This window comes from Methylosinus sp. LW3, assembly GCF_000527115.1.
GTDB lineage: Bacteria > Pseudomonadota > Alphaproteobacteria > Rhizobiales > Beijerinckiaceae > Methylosinus.
Genome location: NZ_AZUO01000001.1, coordinates 2,534,597 through 2,554,001, shown reverse-complemented (window position 1 = coordinate 2,554,001; position 19,405 = coordinate 2,534,597). Strand labels below are relative to the sequence as shown.

The 19,405-nt window shown below is 65.2% G+C and carries 16 protein-coding genes; 10 read left to right on the top strand and 6 right to left on the bottom strand.

Annotated features, from left to right (window positions below):
• The first annotated feature begins 4 nt into the window (after positions 1-4).
• Positions 5-1,126: a histidinol-phosphate transaminase gene (gene hisC / locus METLW3_RS0112895; protein WP_024880314.1), complete on the top strand. Its 1,122-nt coding sequence runs from the start codon at positions 5-7 to the stop codon at positions 1,124-1,126.
• Positions 1,119-2,054, top strand: coding sequence for a prephenate/arogenate dehydrogenase family protein (locus METLW3_RS0112890; RefSeq protein ID WP_024880313.1), 936 nt, complete (start codon positions 1,119-1,121; stop codon positions 2,052-2,054). The genes hisC and METLW3_RS0112890 overlap by 8 nt, the downstream gene beginning before the upstream one ends.
• 127 nt (positions 2,055-2,181) lie before the next feature.
• On the opposite strand, the gene METLW3_RS0112885 is transcribed toward METLW3_RS0112890, so the two are convergent.
• Together METLW3_RS0112885 and METLW3_RS0112880 are read right to left on the bottom strand one after the other, a co-directional pair.
• Entirely contained in the window at positions 2,182-2,604 is a 423-nt protein-coding gene (locus METLW3_RS0112885; protein ID WP_024880312.1) for a VOC family protein, read from the bottom strand.
• 193 nt (positions 2,605-2,797) lie between these two features.
• The gene (locus METLW3_RS0112880; protein WP_024880311.1) at positions 2,798-3,748 is read right to left on the bottom strand and encodes a patatin-like phospholipase family protein; all 951 of its coding nucleotides are present in this window, start codon (positions 3,746-3,748) and stop codon (positions 2,798-2,800) included.
• A gap of 115 nt (positions 3,749-3,863) precedes the next feature.
• On the opposite strand from METLW3_RS0112880, the gene METLW3_RS0112875 reads away from it, so the two are divergent.
• On the top strand, positions 3,864-4,979 hold the full coding sequence (locus METLW3_RS0112875; RefSeq protein ID WP_024880310.1) for an ATP-binding protein: 1,116 nt from the start codon (positions 3,864-3,866) through the stop codon (positions 4,977-4,979).
• A gap of 19 nt (positions 4,980-4,998) precedes the next feature.
• Here the strand turns inward: METLW3_RS0112875 and METLW3_RS0112870 are convergent, their stop codons facing one another.
• Positions 4,999-6,345: an FAD-dependent monooxygenase gene (locus METLW3_RS0112870; protein ID WP_024880309.1), complete on the bottom strand. Its 1,347-nt coding sequence runs from the start codon at positions 6,343-6,345 to the stop codon at positions 4,999-5,001.
• 170 nt (positions 6,346-6,515) lie between these two features.
• Between METLW3_RS0112870 and METLW3_RS0112865 the strand changes: the two genes are divergently transcribed.
• From METLW3_RS0112865 to METLW3_RS0112850, 4 genes are all read left to right on the top strand, one after another.
• Positions 6,516-7,487: a quinone oxidoreductase gene (locus tag METLW3_RS0112865; protein ID WP_024880308.1), complete on the top strand. Its 972-nt coding sequence runs from the start codon at positions 6,516-6,518 to the stop codon at positions 7,485-7,487.
• 597 nt (positions 7,488-8,084) lie between these two features.
• Positions 8,085-8,429, top strand: coding sequence for a ribosome silencing factor (rsfS, locus tag METLW3_RS28225; RefSeq protein ID WP_024880307.1), 345 nt, complete (start codon positions 8,085-8,087; stop codon positions 8,427-8,429).
• A 63-nt stretch (positions 8,430-8,492) separates the two neighbouring features.
• Entirely contained in the window at positions 8,493-8,972 is a 480-nt protein-coding gene (gene rlmH, locus METLW3_RS0112855) for a 23S rRNA (pseudouridine(1915)-N(3))-methyltransferase RlmH (protein WP_024880306.1), read from the top strand.
• Between the two features lie 87 nt (positions 8,973-9,059).
• On the top strand, positions 9,060-9,338 hold the full coding sequence (locus tag METLW3_RS0112850) for a (2Fe-2S) ferredoxin domain-containing protein (RefSeq protein WP_026598877.1): 279 nt from the start codon (positions 9,060-9,062) through the stop codon (positions 9,336-9,338).
• Positions 9,339-9,389: 51 nt separating this feature from the next.
• Here the strand turns inward: METLW3_RS0112850 and METLW3_RS0112845 are convergent, their stop codons facing one another.
• Positions 9,390-10,940 (bottom strand): DEAD/DEAH box helicase, encoded by a 1,551-nt coding sequence (locus METLW3_RS0112845; RefSeq protein WP_024880304.1) that lies wholly within the window; start codon positions 10,938-10,940, stop codon positions 9,390-9,392.
• 257 nt (positions 10,941-11,197) lie between these two features.
• On the bottom strand, positions 11,198-11,524 hold the full coding sequence (locus METLW3_RS25540) for a hypothetical protein (RefSeq protein WP_036308901.1): 327 nt from the start codon (positions 11,522-11,524) through the stop codon (positions 11,198-11,200).
• Between the two features lie 520 nt (positions 11,525-12,044).
• Here METLW3_RS25540 and clpS point away from each other — a divergent pair.
• From clpS to METLW3_RS0112820, 3 genes are all read left to right on the top strand, one after another.
• Entirely contained in the window at positions 12,045-12,413 is a 369-nt protein-coding gene (gene clpS, locus METLW3_RS0112830) for an ATP-dependent Clp protease adapter ClpS (RefSeq protein WP_024880302.1), read from the top strand.
• Between the two features lie 13 nt (positions 12,414-12,426).
• The gene (gene clpA, locus METLW3_RS0112825; protein ID WP_024880301.1) at positions 12,427-14,922 is read left to right on the top strand and encodes an ATP-dependent Clp protease ATP-binding subunit ClpA; all 2,496 of its coding nucleotides are present in this window, start codon (positions 12,427-12,429) and stop codon (positions 14,920-14,922) included.
• Between the two features lie 118 nt (positions 14,923-15,040).
• Positions 15,041-16,144 carry a glycosyltransferase gene (locus METLW3_RS0112820; RefSeq protein WP_024880300.1) on the top strand — a complete coding sequence of 368 codons (1,104 nt, stop codon included), beginning with the start codon at positions 15,041-15,043 and terminating at the stop codon, positions 16,142-16,144.
• A 73-nt stretch (positions 16,145-16,217) separates the two neighbouring features.
• On the opposite strand, the gene uvrA is transcribed toward METLW3_RS0112820, so the two are convergent.
• Positions 16,218-19,244 carry an excinuclease ABC subunit UvrA gene (gene uvrA / locus METLW3_RS0112815; protein ID WP_024880299.1) on the bottom strand — a complete coding sequence of 1,009 codons (3,027 nt, stop codon included), beginning with the start codon at positions 19,242-19,244 and terminating at the stop codon, positions 16,218-16,220.
• Positions 19,245-19,405 lie beyond the last annotated feature (161 nt).

Sequence of the window (19,405 nt, the reverse complement as noted above, 5' to 3'; positions counted from 1 at the left end):
CGAGATGACCAAACCTGTCGTGCGTCGAAGCGTGCTGGCGATCGACGCTTATGTGCCCGGCAAGAGCGCCGCCCCCGGCGCCGCGCGCGTCTTCAAGCTCTCCGCCAATGAGACGCCGCTGGGGCCGTCTCCCAAGGCCGTGGAGGCGCTGCGCGCGCTGGCGCCCAAGATCGCCGCCTATCCCGACGGCTCGGCGACGCGGCTGCGGCAGGCGATCGGCGCGGCGCATGGGCTCGATCCCGAGCGCATCGTCTGCGGCGCCGGCTCCGACGATATTCTCGCTCTGCTCGCGCACGCTTTCATCGAGCCGGGCGACGAAGGAATCTACACGCAATATGGATTTCTCGAATATCGCATCGTCATTCTCGCGGCGGGCGGCGTTCCCGTCATCGCGCCGGAGACGAATTACAAGGCGAGCGTCGACGCGATTTTGGAGAGGGTGACGGAGCGCACGAAAATCGTCTTCGTCGCCAATCCCAATAATCCGACTGGGACCTATCTGCCGAAATCGGAAATACTGCGGCTCGCCGACGCGCTGCCGCCGCATGTCGTGCTCGTCATCGACGCGGCCTATGCGGAATATGCGCAGTGCGAGGATTACTCCGCGGCGCTGGAGCTCGCCTCGACGCGCGACAATGTGGTGACGACGCGCACCTTCTCGAAAATCTACGGCCTCGCGGGGCTGCGTCTCGGCTGGGGCTATGGCTCGGCGCATATCGTCGATGCGCTGAACCGTCTGCGCGGCCCTTTCAATGTGAGCAGCGCGGCGATCGAGGCGGGCATAGAGGCCGTGCAGGACAAAGCGCATCTCGAGGCGGCGATCGCGCATAATGCGCGCTGGCTGCCGTTTCTGACGCGCGAGATCGAGGCGCTGGGGCTCGAGGTTCTGCCGAGCGTCGCCAATTTCATCGCCATTCGCTTTCCCGATGAGGCGGGGCGCACGGCGGCGGACGCCGATCGCTTCCTCACCGCGCGTGGCCTCGTGCTGCGCGCGATCGGCGCTTATGGAATGCCGCAATTTCTGCGGCTGACCATCGGCTCGGAGGAGGCCAATCGTCTCGTCGTCGCGGCGCTCGGCGAATTCACCGCATCTTGGCGCGCGGCGCCGCGGGCCGCGCATGGCTGACGCGCGCGCGCCGATCTTCGAGAAGGTCGCGCTGATCGGCCTCGGCCTCATCGGCTCGTCGATCGCGCGCGGCGCTCGCGCCTATGGCGCCGCGACTCGCATCGCCGCGAGCGACGCCTCGGAACAAGTGTGCGCGCGCGTGCGCGAGCTCGGCATAGCCGATGAAACGACCGCCGATCTCGCGCAGGCCGTCACGGGCGCCGATCTCGTTATTCTCTGCGTGCCGGTCGGCGCTTGCGGCGAGGTCGCGCGCGCGATCGCGCCGCATCTTGCGCCGGGCGCCATTCTGTCCGACGTCGGCTCGGTGAAGGGCGCCATTGTCGCGCAGGTCGCGCCGCATGTTCCCGCGAGCGCGCATTTCATTCCCGCGCATCCGATCGCCGGCACGGAATATTCCGGGCCGGACGCCGGCTTTGCGACGCTGTTTCAGAATCGTTGGTGCATTCTCACGCCGCAAGAAGGTTTCGACGGCGAGGCGGTGAGGAAGCTCTCGGCTTTTTGGACGCGCCTCGGCGCCAATGTCGAGACGATGAGCGCGACTCATCATGATCTGGTGCTGGCGGTGACGAGCCATCTGCCGCATCTCATCGCTTACAACATCGTCGGCACGGCCGCCGATCTCGAGGAGGTCACGCAGTCGGAGGTGATCAAATTCTCGGCGTCGGGCTTTCGTGATTTCACCCGCATCGCGGCCTCCGATCCGATCATGTGGCGCGATATTTTCTTGAACAACAAGGACGCCGTGCTGGAGATGCTCGGCCGTTTCGACGAGGATTTGACGGCGCTGCGCCGCCTGATCCGCACCGGCGACGGCGATGGGCTGTTCGCGCTGTTCACGCGCACGCGCGCCATCCGCCGCAGCATCATAGAGCAGGGGCAGGATACGGCGGCGCCGGATTTCGGACGCTCGGCGCCGCGCGAGGAGTGAGGCGGTTCCGGCTGAAAATTTCCCTTCTCCCCGCGAGCGGGGAGAAGGAAGACGGCGAACGCCGCGCGAGCCGATCCGCCGACGGGCGTCGAGCTGATCCAGCGCAGGCGCTTCTCTGATCGCAGCGTCACATTTCAAATGTCACATGGCCGTTCGCGTCGATCGGCCACAAGGGATTCCAGGCGATCTCCCATGCATGGTCGTCGGGGTCGGCGACATAGCCGCGAAAGCCTCCGTGCGGCGGCGGGCCGGCCGGCCGCAATAGCGCGCCGCCGGCCTCGATGAGACGCTTCATGACCGGCTCGACATCCTCTTTGCTCGGGACATTATGCGCGAGCGAGAAGGCTCCTGGCGTATGGAGTCCGGAGCGGCTCATGTCCGCCTCGAGCGCGTCTTTCAGGAATGCGCCGAGAACAAAGCCGTTCATCTGGTAGAAGATGATTTGCGGGCTCTCGAAGACCGGCTTCCAGCCGAAGCCCTCGACATAGAAACGACGTGAGCGCTCCAGATCGGAGACGCCGAGCGTGATGACGGATATTTGCTGTTGCATGCCACGACCTCATTGGCCGCCGGCGCGAGATTGCGCTGGCGTTAAAGGCCATGGGACACATCGCGGCGAGCGAAGGTCAGGACCCGCTGGCGCGGGGATCGGGCCAACCGCACCGATCTCTCCTTTTCTGACGCGTGATTTTTAATCCGCCGCGCGCGGTGGAGCAAGATGGGGCGCCGTCGGATCGGCCCGATCAGATCAGCCCCATCACCTGCAGCGCGTCGGAAATCTCCTCGCGTCGTTTCTCCACCGCTACCTCGCCTTCGCGTACGGCTTCCTCCGTGCGATCGAATTCGAGCAGACCGATATGGCCGACGCGCGGCGTGATGTGCACGTCGGGCGGATCGCCGGCGAGGCGCGAGCGCGTCAAGCGGTCCTGCATGATGCTGAGCGAGGTCGTCATCACGCCGAAAATGCTCGGCCGGTCGGGGTCGCGGCGGAAGACGCCGCGCGTCAGCGACTCGGTGAGCGAGGCGACGAATGGCTTCTGCTTTTGCTCGAGCAGCGTGATCGGATCGAAGCCCATGGTCGAAGGGATGCGCGCGGCGTCGCGCGATTTCCCGATTATGTCCGTGTTGAGATTGACCGCGATCACCAGCTCCGCGCCGAGCGCGCGGCAGGCGGCGACCGGCAGAGGATCGACCAGCGCGCCATCGGCGAGCCAGCGCCCCTCCACCTCCATGGGCGGGAACAGGCCCGGCAGCGAGAAGGAGGCGCGCAGCGTCTCGGCGAGGTCGCCCTTCTGCAGCCAGATCTCATGGCCGGTGATCAGATCGGTGGCGACGGCGACGAAAGGCGTCGGCAGAGTCTCGACGCGCAGCGGCCCGAGCGCGCGGCGCAGCTCCATCAGCAGCCGATCGCCTTTGATGAGGCCGCCATAGCCGAGCTGGAGATCGAGATAGGAAACGATCTTGCGCTTGTCGAGCGAGGCGGCCCAGGCCTCCAGCTCGTCGAGCTTGCCGGCGATGAAGCAGCCGCCGACGAGCGCGCCCGCGGAGGTTCCGGCGACGACATCGAAGACGACGCCCATGCGCGTCAGCGCGCGCACCGCGCCGATATGCGCCCAGCCGCGCGCCATGCCGGAGCTGAGCGCGAGGCCGATCTTGCGCCTGCCGAGCGGATGCTCCTCTTTGTCGAGCGTCACCGTCGCTTCCCTCATCGTCGCCGCTCAGGCTCTTTTTTTCGCCCCCCGTCGTTCACATATCACATCCGCCGCTTTCGGGGGCGAGGGCGAAGATCACGCCGCGGAGGGAACGCGGATGAGCGCCGAGACGGTCGAATATGATCGCTATCGCGTGATGGTCGAGGCCTCGCCGGCGGCGATCCTCATCGTCGGCTCCGACGGGCTGGTCCGCTACGCCAATCGCGAGACGGAGCTTTTGTTCGGCTACGCGCGCGAGGAGCTGATCGGCCGCTCTGTCGATCTGCTGACTCCGGCGGTCGTCCAACGCCGCCACGCCGCCTACCGCCGGCTCTTTTACGCCGATCCGAGCCGCCGTTTGATGGGCGTCGGCCGTGAGATCAAGGCCCGGCGTCGCGACGGCGGCGAGTTTCCGGTCGAGATCGGGCTCGCGCCGCTGGCGACCGCGCACGAGCTGATGGTGACGGCCACGATCCTCGACATGAGCAGGCGGCGAGAGGTGGAGCGCGCGCTCACCGCCAGCGTCGCGGAGCTGGAGCGCGCCAATGAGAGGCTCGGCCAATTCGCCTATGTCGCCTCGCTCGATCTGCAGCAGCCCTTGAATGAGATCGCCGCGCAATCGACGCGGCTCGATGCCGCCATGGCGGCGGGATGCTGCGAGGAGATCGCGCAGGCGAGCGCTCATATGCGCTGCGCGGCCGTGCGCGGGCGCAAGCTCGTCGGAGATCTGCTCATTTATGCGCGCACTATCTACGGCGATCAGCAATTGGAGGCGCTGGATCTGCGCGAGGAGGTGCAATTTTCCCTCGCGGCGCTGGCGCAATCGATCGAAGCGGGCGCGACCAGGCTCGAGGTCGATATTCCCGCCGCCGCTTTCGTCGGCGACCGCGCGCAATTCGCCTGCCTGATGCAGAATATCGTCGCCAATGCGGTCAAATATCGAAAGCCCGGCCGGCCGGCCGAGGTGACGATCGCGGCGACGCTGGAGCAGGGCGCCATTCGACTCTCCATCGTCGATAAGGGCGTCGGCTTCGAGCAGGACTTCGCGCAGCGAATTTTCGAGCCCTTCAGCCGCCCGGAGAGCGATGTGGAATATGCCGGCACTGGCATAGAGCTGGCGATCTGCAAATCCATCGCGGATCGTCACGGCTGGGAGATAGAGGTCGAGTCGCAGCCGGGCGACGGGACGGCGTTCCGCCTCGCGATACCGGCGCTATTCGCGCCGTCCATGTGAGTCCTTCTCCCGCGCGCGCTCAGCCCAGGCGTGAGGCCGTCTCGCGCAAATGGGCGAAGGCGCCTTTGGCGGCGTCGACCAGCGCCTCCGGGCCGCGCGGTCGCTTGCCGCGCATGCGGGGCTCCTTGGGCGCCTCGTCGCGCATCAGCCGCGGCTGGGCGAGATGCGGCGCCACGCCCTCGCGCATCACGGCGCGGCGCAACGGGCCGAGCGCCGTCATGGCGATGAAGCCCGCGCCGCGAAGGAGGTCGATCGGCAGATAGGGGACGATCAGCGAGCGATTGAGCAGATCGACGCCATGGGTGCGGAAGCCGATATCGGCCCGCCGATGCACCTCGTAGCGCATCAGCGCGCGCGCGAGCTCCTTGGGATTGCGCAGATCGACGCTGGCGAGGCAATCCTCGAGATCGGCGACGTCGCGCAGGCTGAGATTGAGGCCCTGCGCGCCGATCGGCGGAAACACATGGCAGGTCTCGCCGACCAGCGCGAGACGCGGCGCCGTCAGCCGCGACACTTGCAGCCCGCCCATGCGGAACTCGCCGATGCCGCTCTCGATCGTGATGGAGCCGAGCTTCTCGCGCGAATAATCCTCCATCTCGTATTGCAGCTCGTCGCGCGGCTTGGCGAGGCGGCGCTTGGCGTCGCGCGGGCTCATCAGCCAGACCAGGCTGGAGCGATGCTCCGCGCCCTCGCGCGGCGGCAGCGGCACCAGAGTGAAGGGGCCGGAGCGCGTGTGAAATTCGGTCGAGACATTGTCGTGCGGCAGCTCGTGACGCAGCAGAGCGGTGAGCGCCACTTGCGGATAGGTCCATTCCTTCGTGTCTATGCCGGCGGCGGCGCGCGCCTTGCTGCCGCGCCCATCGGCAGCCACGATGAAATCGGCGGCGATGCGGCGCCCGTCCGCGAGGATCGCCGTCGCGCCATCCTCCTCGAATTCATAGTCGGTGATGTCGGTCTCGACGATCTCGAAGCTCTGCGCCGCGCGCGCATGATCGAGCAGAATGGCGGTCAGCTCGTCATTGGAGACATTGAGGCCGAAGGCGGGAAGATCGATCTCCTCCGACCGCATGATGAGATCGGGCACGGGGAGAAGCTGGTCCGTGTCGTCGATCATTTGGATCGTCTCGATCGGACAGGCGGCGGCGCGGACTTTCTCCAGCACGCCGATCGAATCGAGAAAGCGCACCGAGGCCTCGAACAGCGCGATTGTGCGGCCCGGCAGAGGCGGGGGGAAGCGCCCGGCGAGCGTCACGCGCCAGCCGGCGTTGGCGAAGGCGAGGGCGGCGGCTATGCCCGTGGAGCCGGCCCCGGCGACGAGAATTTGCGTGTCGATCGCGGGGCTTGCGCCCGCCAATGTCTCGGCCATGTGCTGCGTCTCCGTTTCGGGAATCCTTCTACACCATGGGGAGGGGAAGGCGAAGCCGCCCACCGGCGGCTTTCCGCCGCTGCCCGAAAATCTGTTGGCTTTGTCGTCTGCGTCAATCCATGGTCGCAATCGACGCGGATTTTGCGGCGCGAAGTCATTCGGAGAAAATCATGGTGAAGGCGATACGCATTTACGAGACGGGCGGGCCGCAGGTTCTGCGCTATGAGGAAGTCGAGCTTCCTGCGCCGGGGCCTGGCGAGGCGCAGATCGTCCAGAGGGCGATCGGCGTCAATTATATCGACGTCTATCTGCGCAGCGGAGCCTATCCCGCCGATCTTCCCTTCATTCCGGGCTATGAGGGCGCCGGCGAGGTGGTCGCGCTCGGCGAGGGCGTCGACGAGGTCGAAATCGGCGAGCGCGTGGCCTATGTCGGCCCGCTCGGCGGCTATGCGGAGGCGCGCAATATTCCCGCCGCCTCGCTGGTGAGGCTGCCCAAATCCTTTTCCTTCGAGACCGGCGCCTCGATGATGCTCAAAGGGCTCACCGCGCAATATCTGCTGCGCCGCACGTTCAAGGTGAAAGAGGGCGACCGCATTCTCGTCCATGCGGGCGCGGGCGGCGTCGGCCAATTGCTCTGCCAATGGGGAAGCGCGCTCGGCGCGCATGTGATCGCCACCGTCGGCGACGAGGAGAAGGCGAAGATCGCCAAAGAAGCCGGGGCGGCGCATACGATTCTCTATCGCAGCGCGGATTTTGTCGCCGCCGTGCGCGAGATCACCAACGGCAAGCTCTGCGACGTCGTCTATGACGGCGTCGGCCGCGATACTTTTCCGGCTTCGCTCGATTGCTTGAAGCCTTTCGGACTTTTCGTCAGCTATGGCTCCGCCTCGGGCAAGATCGAGGCTTTCGACATAAATCTCCTGTCGCAAAAGGGCTCGCTCTTCGCGACGCGTCCCTCGCTCTTCGCGCATATCGCGCGGCGCAAGGACCTCGAGAAGATGACGAGCCAAGTGGTGCGCGCGATCAAGAAGGGCGTCCTGCGGCTCGAGCGGCCAGCGCTCTATCGGCTCGAGGACGCTGCTCTCGTCCATGCCGACCTCGAGGCGCGGCGCACGACAGGCGCGCTCGTGCTCATTCCCTGAGCCTCGGGCTGGCCGCCGCTGCAAAATCTTCATCTGTGTGATATTTTTAACACAGGCGCGCCGCAGCGGCTTCGGTCGCAGAATTTAGGGGGTTGAATTTGTGGGCGCTGCCGAATCGCTCTGGTCGGGCCCGCCCGCTCGGGCGGCGCTCGAACGGGGCCGTGTGGCCGGTTCTCCTGGCCGAGCCTGGACAAATGCGACCTTTTATGCCGGGCGCTACGACGAGGAATCGGATAGGCTCCAAAATCGTTCCGGCTTTGAGGTTCCTCCCACCTCCCGATGGGCCGGGGCCCACTCTCAAAACCCGGCGTTCTCGCCGGGTTTTTTTCTGCCCGCGCTGTGCCGCGCCGCGGCGCCTATTCCGCCTTTTTCTATGCGCAATAAGGCCTTATCTCGCCGCTCCAGATCATGGAGCCGGGCGCGAGCGCGGTTTTCGCCCTGCGCTTTCGCATCTGCGCGGTTGCATTCCGGGCCAAAACGGCACATGTTGACACGCGCGGCGCCAGCGCCGCGAAGCATGAGGGTCATAAGCTGACGACAAGTCTCCCAGGGGCGGCGCGCGCGCCGTCTCAGCCGGCTTCCGGGCCGATCGGCCAGATCACCGGCTCCATCGTCCAAAAAGTCCTCACCAGCCTCGACGACTCCAAGGCCGAGGACGTCATCTCCATCGATTTGCGCGGCAAGACGTCGATCGCCGATGACATGGTCATCGCGACCGGCCGTTCGACCACGCACGTCGGCGCCATCGCCGACAGAGTGCTCAAAGCCTGCAAGGAGGCCGGTCTCGTCGCTCCGCGCGTCGAGGGGCTGCCGCAGTGCGACTGGGTGCTGATCGACGCGGGCGACGTCATCGTCCACATTTTCCGACCTGAGGTGCGTCAGTTCTACAACCTCGAGAAAATGTGGGCCGGCGCGCGGCCGAGCGAGCTGCGCGCGGTCTGACCGCCTGAGGGCGAAACGGGACAGGACGGCATTCGCCGCGAGCGCGAATGTCCGTAAGAGAACATGCGTCTCGGAATTCTCTGTGTCGGTCGGCTAAAGGCCGGCCCGGAGCGCGAGCTCTACGCACGTTACGCCGCCCGCGTCGCGGCGATGCGAAATCTCGGGCTCGCGGGGCTCGATCTCCTGGAAATCGACGAGAGCCGGGCGCGCAATCCGGCCGAGCGCATGGCGCAGGAAGGCGACAGCCTGCTCGCCGCCCTGCCGGCGGGCGCGCGGCTCGTCGTCTTCGACGAGCGGGGAAAGCCGGCCAGCAGCGTCGATTTCGCGGCCATGGTCGAAAGCGAGAGAGACAAAGGCGTAAAATCGCTGTGGTTCGCGATCGGCGGTTCTGAGGGGCTGGCGCCCGCCGTGCGGGACAAGGCCGGCGCCGTCTTTTCCTTCGGGCGCATGACGCTGCCGCATCAGATCGTGCGAATCCTCGTCGCCGAGCAGATCTATCGGGCGACGACCATTCTTTCCGGACACCCGTATCATCGCGCCTGAGGCGCGCTTCGTCCTTGTGATTTATTCACCACGACGACATGAAGATTGCATCCGCCGGTCGGCCGGGTTCAGAGCGAGAGGAGCGACATGACCGAGCCGCCGCTGATACGCTTCGTCGTCTGCGTCGGCGACGTCTGCGACCGCGATGGACGCGGGAGCGCGCTGCATGAGCGCTTGAGCGAGGCGCTCGATATCGATTTCGGCAAAGGGATCGCCGCTGGCGAGATCGCCTGTGTGAGGCGCAGCTGCCTGCGCCATTGCTCGCGAGGAATCCCCATGGTCCGCATAGAGCCGTCCGGCGACGTTCACGCCGATCCAGACATCGAGCATATGCTCGATCTCGTGGAGGAGGCGCTCATCGGCTGAGCGGCGCCTCTACGCTTTCGCTTCGGCGCGTTTCCAATTGCTGAAAACGCTTTATTCGTCGCCGACCTTGGCCGGCTTCAGCACCACGGGGCGCAGCAGGAAGGACGGAATATGGTCGCCGAGGCCAATGACCGGCGGCCCATCGTCCTCATGCTGGCGCGTCGTCGGCCTGCGGTCGCGGCGATCGCCATAGGTCGGCGGCCGCTCGGGGCGGGGTCGCGCAGCAGGGCGTGTCTCACGCTCTTGCCTCGGCTCGCGCGCCTGTCTCGGCTCGCGTTCCGCCCGGGGCTCGCGTTCTTGCCGCGGCTCCCGCTCTGGCCGGGGCTCGCGCTCTTGTCTGGGCTCCCGCTCTTGCCGGGCCTCGCGGCGCGGCTCGCGTTCCGCCGTGGAACGGCGTCCTCCGCGCTCGCCGCTGCGTGCGCTGCGTCCACGCCCGCGCGATTCGCGCGCCGGCGCCTCGGACGGCGGCGGCAGCTCGTCGAGGCCGGGGCCTTCCCAATCGATCTTATTGCCGATCAGCGTCTCGATCTGATCGAGATATTTGCGGTCGTCATCGGTGACGAGGGTGAAGGCCGTGCCGGAACGGCCGGCGCGGCCCGTGCGGCCGATGCGATGGACATAGTCCTCGCTATGCGTCGGCACGTCGAAATTGAAGACATGGCTGACGTCGGGAATATCGAGGCCGCGCGCGGCGACATCCGAGCAGACGAGAAGATTGACGTCGCCATTCTTGAAGGCGTCGAGCGAGGCCATGCGGGCGAGCTGGTCCATGTCGCCATGCAGGGCGCCGGCGGAGAAGCCGTGCTTGTCCAGCGAGCGATGCAGTATTGCGACGTCGCGCTTGCGATTGCAGAAGATGATCGCGTTCTTGAAGCTGTCCGCGCCGCGGATGATTCGGCGCAGCGTCTCGCGCTTCTCGGCATGGCCATGCGTGGCGATGAGCGCCTGGCGGATCGTCGCCGCGGTCGTCGAGGCGCGGGCCACTTCGACTCGCACAGGATTGTGCAAGAAAGCCTCGGTGAGACGCGTGATCTCCGGCGGCATCGTCGCGGAGAAGAATAATGTCTGCCGCGTGAACGGCACCAGCTTGCAGACGCGCTCTATGTCCGGGATGAAGCCCATGTCGAGCATGCGGTCGGCCTCGTCGATGACGAGGATCTCGATATTGGTGAGCAGCAGCTTGCCGCGGTCGAAGAAGTCGAGCAGGCGGCCGGGCGTCGCAATCAGCACATCGGCGCCGCGCATGATCTTGGCTTCCTGATCTCCGAAGGAGACGCCGCCGATCAGAAGCGAGACATTGAGCTTATGATTTACGCCATATTTGGCGAAGCTCGCCTCGACCTGCGCGGCGAGCTCGCGCGTCGGCTCGAGAATCAGCGTGCGCGGCATTCGCGCGCGGGCGCGGCCTTGCTCGAGCCGGCACAGCATGGGCAGCGTGAACGCCGCCGTCTTGCCCGTGCCCGTCTGGGCGATGCCCAGAATGTCGCGCCCCTGCAGCGCGGGGGGAATGGCCTGTTCCTGAATGGGCGTGGGCTGGGTGTAGCCGGACGCCTCAACGGCCGCGAGGACCTTTTGGGAAAGGCCGAGTTCGTCGAAGTTCATCAATGGTCCTGGTCGCGGCTTTCATGACATCTGGCAAGGGAAGGGCGCGCGAATGCCGCGGGGGCGCGCGTCGTCCTCGAGAGGCGGGGCCGTCGCAAATCGACGGATATGTCCGCTGGCGTTCTGCTCGACGATCCGGGGAGCAAGACGCGCGCCATGCTTGAAGCCGAACGCGCCGAATGTCAATGAATTTGACGCGGGCCATCGCGAGCGGCGCCGCGCCGCGCCGCTGCGGATGTTTTCGTTGAAGCTTCGCCTTATTTGGCCTCCGCCCCGCAGGGCGAGACGGGCGCGACGGCTTTTTGAGCGGGCGAGATCGAGCCGGTGGCGGCGTGATCGACGCCGACGAAGCCGATGCGATGCATGACCTGAGTCGCCACGCTCGGCTGCGACGCCGCGAGCTGCGCGCGGCCACGCTCCTCCTTATGGACAAAAGCGATGAGCGGCAGCTCGCCGTTTTGTAACTTTGCCGACAGCAGATTGGCCCCGAGCACGCAGGCGAGCGCCAGCACGGCCGACCCCAAGGCAACTTTTTCGACGAGCCTACCAGCCGTGTCCCGCCGAAACCGATCGAGCATCGACATTCGCGCCTCTTTTCAATCGCGCGCCTCGCGTATGAGCGGGGCGACATTAGGCGCCGGGAGTAAAGGACGCGTTTACGCTCATGGTTTTCAATAAGTAGACGGATGCGGCGCGCCGCCGCGGGGTGGAATCGAAACATTGGCGGCGCCTTTTGGAAACCGCGTCGGTCGCCGAATGCGCCGCCGCGGCGCGCTCACTTGTTCGCTCGCCGCGGCACATTATGTCCTAGGCGTATTGTTGAAGGAGGCGGCGCGCCCGAGGCGCCGCATCCGGGGCGCGCTTCGGACTTTTTCGGCGATTTCAGCTTTTCGGGTCTTGCCAATGCTCCCGCGAGAAAGAAAACTCGGCGCTACCCCGCTTCGACCGCGCCGCGAAAGCCGACCAGGGGCTCGCGGCACAGAGAATGCTACGCAGATGTCAGCCGGGCCTTTCGCGGGCGAAACATCGGAAAGGGGAATGAGGAAAGCCGAGGTGACCGTGATCGATGATGATCTTACGCTCGACAGCCGGTTTGCGTCCGCCATGGACGCTGACGGCGCGCCTCCCCACGCGGGCGGGAAAGAGCCTCGCAAAGGCGGCGGCGACGGTGGGCCGGGGTCGGGAACGGCGCTGATCACCCGCACGCGGACGCAGACGCGACGGCCCAACATGTATCGCGTCTTGTTGCTCAACGACGACTACACGACCCAGGAGTTCGTGGTCATCGTTCTGCGTAAATATTTCAACAAGAGCCTGGAAGAAGCCACTCGGATAATGCTGCACGTGCATAATCACGGCGTCGGCGAATGCGGCGTCTACACCTATGAGGTGGCGGAGACGAAAGTCACGCAAGTGATGGATTATGCGCGCAAGCACCAGCATCCGCTTCAGTGCATCATGGAAAAGAAGTGAGGGCGGACGATCGATGCCGACATTCTCGCGCAACCTGAAGCAGTCACTCGACCGCGCGCTCGCCTCGGCGAGGGAGCGGCATCATGAATATGCGACTTTGGAGCATCTGCTCCTCAGCCTCATAGACGACCAAGACGCGGCGGCCGTGCTGCGCGCCTGCTCGGTCGATCTCGATCTGCTCGCCAAAAATTTGCGCGAATACATCGATCACGAGCTGGACAATCTGGTCAATGAATCGGCAGGCGACTGCAAGCCGACCGCCGGCTTCCAGCGCGTCGTGCAGCGCGCCATCATCAGCGTGCAGTCCTCCGGTCGCGAGGATGTGAGCGGCGCCAATGTTCTGGTCGCGCTCTTCGCCGAGCGCGAGAGCCACGCCGTCTATTTCCTGCAGGAGCAGGATATGACGCGCTATGACGCGGTCAATTACATCAGCCACGGCATCGCCAAGCGGCCGGGCCTCTCGGACGGCTCGCGCGCGCCGCGCGGCGTCGAGGACGAGGCGGAGCGGGGCGAGGGACGCGAGGGGCGCGAGGGCGAGCAGCGCAAGAAGGAAGGCGCGCTCGAGGCCTATTGCGTCAACCTCAACCGCAAGGCGCGCGACGGCCGCATCGATCCGCTGATCGGCCGCGAGTCCGAGGTGCTGCGCACCGTGCAGGTGCTCTGCCGCCGGCAGAAGAACAATCCGCTGCTGGTCGGCGATCCGGGCGTCGGCAAGACGGCCATCGCCGAAGGTCTCGCTCGCAAGATCATTCAGAACGAGGTTCCCGAGGTGCTCTCCGGCGCGACGGTCTTCGCGCTCGACATGGGCACGCTGCTCGCCGGCACGCGCTATCGCGGCGATTTCGAGGAGCGGTTGAAGCAGGTCATCAAGGAGATTGAGGCGCATAAGAATGCGATCCTCTTCATCGACGAGATCCATACGGTGATCGGCGCCGGCGCGACCTCCGGCGGCGCGATGGACGCCTCCAATCTGCTGAAGCCCGCGCTGGCCCAGGGCACGCTGCGCTGCATCGGCTCGACCACCTATCGCGAATATCGCCAATATTTCGAGAAGGACCGCGCTCTGGTGCGGCGCTTCCAGAAGATCGACGTCAATGAGCCGTCGATCCCGGATGCGGTGGAGATCGTCAAGGGCCTCAAGCCCTATTTCGAAGAGTTCCACAAGATCCGCTACACCAATGAGGCGTTGAAGGCCGCGGTGGAGCTTTCGGCACGCTACATTCACGACCGCAAGCTGCCGGACAAGGCGCTCGACGTGATCGACGAGACCGGCGCCGCGCAAATGCTGGTGCCGGAGTCCAAGCGCAAGAAGACGATCGGCCTCAAGGAGATCGAGACCACGATCTCGACCATGGCGCGCATCCCCGCCAAGACCGTCTCCAAGGACGACGCCGAGGTGCTTGCCCATCTCGACGAGACCTTGAAGCGCGTCGTCTATGGACAGGACAAGGCTGTCACGGCGCTCACCTCGGCGATCAAGCTGGCCCGCGCCGGCCTGCGCGATCCCGAGAAGCCGATCGGCTGCTATCTGTTCTCTGGCCCGACCGGCGTCGGCAAAACGGAGGCGGCGCGCCAGCTCGCCACCTCGCTGGGCATAGAGCTGATCCGCTTCGACATGTCGGAATATATGGAGCGCCATACGGTGAGCCGGCTCATCGGCGCGCCTCCCGGCTATGTGGGCTTCGATCAGGGCGGCCTGCTGACGGATGGCATCGACCAGCATCCGCATTGCGTGCTGCTGCTGGACGAGATCGAGAAGGCGCATCCGGATCTGTTCAACATCCTTCTGCAGGTGATGGACCACGGCAAGCTGACGGATCACAATGGCAAGCAGATCGACTTCCGCAACGTGATCCTCATCATGACGACCAACGCCGGCGCCGCCGATCTCGCCAAGAAGCCCATCGGCTTCACGCGCGGCAAGACGCATAGCGCCGAGGACAATGAGGCGATCAATCACCTCTTCGCCCCGGAGTTCCGCAATCGTCTCGACTCGATCGTCCATTTCGGCCATCTGCCGGAAGAGGTGATCGCCCGCGTCGTCGACAAATTCATCCTGCAGCTCGAGGCGCAGCTCGCCGACCGCAATGTCACGATCGAGCTCTCCGACGAGGCGCGGTCCTGGCTCGTCGAGCATGGCTATGACCAGGCCATGGGCGCGCGTCCGATGGGCCGTGTCATCCATACGCATATCAAGACGCCGCTCGCCGATGAGGTTCTCTTCGGCCGGCTGAAGAATGGCGGCGCGGTGCGCGTGGTGGTGGTGACGGATGACAGCGGCGCCAAGACGCTGGGCTTCGTCTTCCCAGAGGGACCGGTGCTGCCGCGTCCCGAGCGCGATATCGTCGAGGCCGGCAAGAAGCGGGCGGCGGAGAGCGGCGCCGAGCCGCGCAAAAGCCGCAAGGCGAAGGACGGCGACGGCGGCAAGGATTCGGGCAAGACCGAGCCGGCTCCGCGCAGCGCCAGCGCGCGTCCGCGCAGTGTTCCAGAGACGCCGCTCAAGAGCTGAGCGCGCGATCCCTCACGGGATGTTAATCACTTCGATCGTATTCTCGAAGCCGGGCTATGCCCGGCTTCGTCATTTGCGCGCTCCCGCGCTTCTGTCCGAGCTCGAGGTGAGAACATAGATGCGCGTGGCGATCGTTCACTATTGGTTCGTCGGCATGCGCGGCGGGGAGAAGGTCGTCGAAGCTCTGATCCGGCTCTATCCGCAGGCCGATCTCTTCGCCCATGTCATCGATCCGTCCGCTGTCTCGCCGACGATCCGCTCGCGCCCGATCACGACGAGCTTCATCCAGTCGCTTCCGCGCGCGGCGAAATATTACCGGCAATATCTGCCGCTCATGCCGCTCGCCTGCGAGCAGCTCGATCTGCGCGGCTATGATCTCGTCATCTCGAGCGAGTCCGGTCCGGCTAAGGGGATCATCCCGCCGCCGGAGGCGCTGCATGTCTGCTATTGCCATTCGCCCATGCGCTATTTGTGGAACATGTACCATGAATATCGCGAGGAATCCGGCCGGCTCACGCGCCTATTGATGCCGCCGCTCGCCCATTATCTACGCAATTGGGATGCGCTGTCGGCGACGCGCGTCGATCATTTCATCGCCAATTCCACGACGGTCGCGCATCGCGTCGAGCGCTATTATCGCCGCTCCGCCGATATCGTGCATCCGCCCGTCGCCGCCGACGCCTTCTCCATCGCGCCTCCGCAAGAGATCGGCGATTACTATCTGATGGTCGGCGAGCTTGTCGGCTATAAGCGGCCGGATCTCGCCATCGACGCCTTCAATGCGAGCGGCAAGAAGCTCGTCGTCATCGGCGGCGGCTCCAATCTGGAGGCGATCGCCAAGCGCGCCGGCCCGACCGTGTCCGTGCTCGGCCCGCAGCCTTTCGACGTTCTGATGCGGCATTATTCGCGCTGCCGCGCGCTGATCTTTCCGGGTGAGGAAGATTTCGGCATCGTGCCGCTCGAGGCGATGGCGAGTGGACGGCCGGTGATCGCTTTCCGCCGCGGCGGGGCGACCGAGACCGTTGTCGAGAATGAGACAGGCGTCTTCTTCGATACACAGACGATCGAAGCGCTGAGCGAGGCGATCGCGCGCTTCGAGCGCATGGAATTCTCGCCCGAGCGCATTCGCGCCCACGCACTCGGCTTCGGCGAGGAGCGCTTCTTGCGCGAGATGCGCGAGAAGATCGATTCTTATTTCGCTGCGCGCGACGCGAAGCGCTGAGGAAGAGCGAGCCTGAAGGCTCGCTGTCCAGGGCGTCGATCGGACGTGAGTCCTCAGCTTCGCAAGGCGGGTCCTATTGCTCTTGCGCGGCGCGCTTGCGTTTCGGCGCGGGCGCCTCTTTCGTCGCTTTGGCTTTCTCCGCGCGCGGCGGACGGCGCTTCAGCACCTCGTCGAGATAGCGGCCGGTGTGGCTGCGCTTCGCCGCGACGATATCGGCGGGCGGACCAGCCGCCACGATCTCGCCGCCGCCATTGCCGCCCTCGGGTCCGAGATCGATGATCCAATCGGCCGTCTTGATGACCTCGAGATTATGCTCGATGACGACGACGCTATTGCCCTGATCGACGAGCTCGTGCAGCACCTCGAGCAGCTTGGCGACATCGTGGAAATGCAGGCCCGTCGTCGGCTCGTCGAGAATATAGAGCGTGCGGCCCGTGGAGCGGCGCGCCAATTCCTTGGCGAGCTTCACACGCTGCGCCTCGCCGCCGGAGAGCGTCGTCGCCTGCTGGCCGACGCGAATGTAATCGAGGCCGACGCGCTTCAGCGTCTCCATCTTGTCGCGGATCGCCGGCACGGCTTTGAATAAGACGGCTGCTTCCTCGACCGTCATGTCGAGCACATCGGCGATGGACTTCTCGCGATATTTCACTTCCAGCGTCTCGCGATCGTAGCGCTTGCCCTTGCAGACGTCGCAAGTGACATAGACGTCGGGCAGGAAGTGCATCTCGATCTTGATGACGCCGTCGCCCTGGCAGGCTTCGCAGCGGCCGCCTTTCACATTGAAGGAGAAGCGCCCCGGCGCATAGCCGCGCGCTTTTGCCTCGGGAAGGCCGGCGAACCATTCGCGGATCGGCGTGAAGGCGCCCGTGTAGGTCGCGGGGTTCGAGCGCGGCGTGCGGCCGATCGGCGATTGGTCGATATCGATAATCTTGTCGATATGCTCGAGCCCATCGATCTTGTCGAAGGGCGCCGGATGCTCATGCGCGCCATTGAGGCGCCGCGCCACTGCTTTATACAGCGTCTCGATGACGAGCGTGGATTTGCCGCCGCCGGAAACGCCGGTCACGGCGGTGAAGAGGCCCAAGGGAATCTTCGCCTCGACATTTTTCAGATTGTTTCCGCGCGCGCCGCTGATCTTCAGCCAGCGGCCGGGGTCGGGCTTGCGCAGCGCATGGCGCAAGGTCACTTGCTTCGCGCCGGTCAAATATTGGCCGGTGAGCGAATTGGGGTCGTCCATGATCTCCTGCGGCGCGCCTTTGGAGACGATATGGCCGCCATGCACGCCGGCGCCCGGGCCGACATCCACCACATAATCGGCGGAGAGAATGGCGTCCTCGTCATGCTCGACGACGATGACGCTATTGCCGAGATCACGCAGCCGGCGCAGCGTGTCGAGCAGACGATCATTGTCGCGCTGATGCAGGCCGATCGAGGGCTCGTCCAGCACATAGAGCACGCCGGTGAGGCCGGAGCCGATCTGCGAGGCGAGGCGAATGCGCTGGCTCTCGCCGCCGGACAAAGTGCCGGAGGCGCGCGAGAGCGTGAGATAATCGAGTCCGACATCGACGAGGAAGGTCAAGCGATCGCGTATCTCTTTCAATATGCGATGCGCGATCTCATTGCGCTTGGCGTCGAGCTTCTCCGGCAGAGCGCGGAACCAGTCGAGCGCCGCGCGCACGGAGAGGTCCGACACTTCGCCGATATGAAAGCCGTCGATCTTCACGGCGAGCGCTTCCGGCTTCAGGCGATAGCCCAGGCACGCCTTGCAAGGCTCGGCCGACATATAGCGGCCGATTTCCTCGCGCGCCCATTCGCTGTCCGTCTCGAGGAAGCGGCGCTGCAGATTGGCGACGACGCCTTCGAAAGGCTTCTTCACATCATAGGCGCGCGCGCCGTCGTCATAGGAGAAGCGGATCTCCTCCTTGCCGGAGCCATGCAGCAGCACGTCGCGCACCGATTGCTCGAGCTTCTCGAACGGCGTGTCCATGCGGAATTTATAGTGACGGCCGAGCGATTCCAGCGCTTGCCCATAATAGGGCGAGGATGATTTCGCCCAAGGCGCGATGGCGCCTTTGCGCAGTGAGAGCTTGGGATCGGGAACGACGAGATCGGGATCGATCACCTGCTCCTGGCCGAGGCCGCTGCAGACCGGGCAGGCGCCGAAGGGATTGTTGAAGGAGAAGAGTCGCGGCTCGATCTCCGGAATGGTGAAGCCGGAGACGGGGCAGGCGAATTTCGACGAGAAGACGATGTGATCCGCCGCATAATGCGTGGAGGCGTAGGCGGCGGGCGTCGCCGCCGCAGGGGCGTCGCCGCCGTCCGCGCGCTTGCTGTCGGCGAATTCCACCACGGCGAGGCCATTGGCCAATTCCAGCGCCGTCTCGAAACTATCGGCGAGGCGCGCGGCAATGTCGGAGCGCACCACGATGCGATCGACGACAATGTCGATATCGTGCTTCAATTTCTTGTCGAGCGGCGGCGTGTCGGCGATCTCGTAATAGACGCCGTCGATCTTCAGACGCTGAAAGCCGCGCTTGGTATAGTCCGCGATCTCTTTTTTATATTCGCCCTTGCGGCCGCGCACGACGGGCGCGAGCAGATAGAGCCGCGCGCCTTGCGGCAGCGCCAACACGCGATCGACCATTTGCGAGACGGTCTGGCTCTCGATCGGCAGGCCGGTCGCCGGCGAATAGGGAATGCCGGCGCGCGCCCACAGCAGGCGCATGTAATCGTGAATCTCCGTCACCGTGCCGACGGTGGAGCGCGGGTTTTTCGAGGTCGTCTTCTGCTCGATGGAGATGGCGGGCGAGAGGCCGTCGATCTGATCGACGTCCGGCTTCTGCATCATCTCGAGGAATTGCCGCGCATAGGCGGAGAGCGACTCGACGTAGCGCCGCTGGCCCTCGGCATAAATCGTGTCGAAGGCGAGCGAGGATTTGCCCGAGCCCGAGAGGCCGGTGAAGACGACGAATTTGTCGCGCGGAATGACGAGATCTACGTTTTTGAGATTGTGCTCGCGCGCGCCGCGAATGGAGATCACCTTGCCGTCGAAGAGATCGTCGAGAGAGGCTTGGGCGGCGGATTTTTTCGAGCTTCGCATGGGCACGACCAGAACTGGAGCGGCGGGCGGTCTCACCCTCCCCTGTGAGGGGGAGGGTCGCGCCGAAGGCGCGGGGTGGGGTGTCTCCCCGAGTCTCGCGGCGCACCCCACCCCGGACGGCTCCGCCGTCCGACCCTCCCCCTATAGGGGAGGGTGGAATG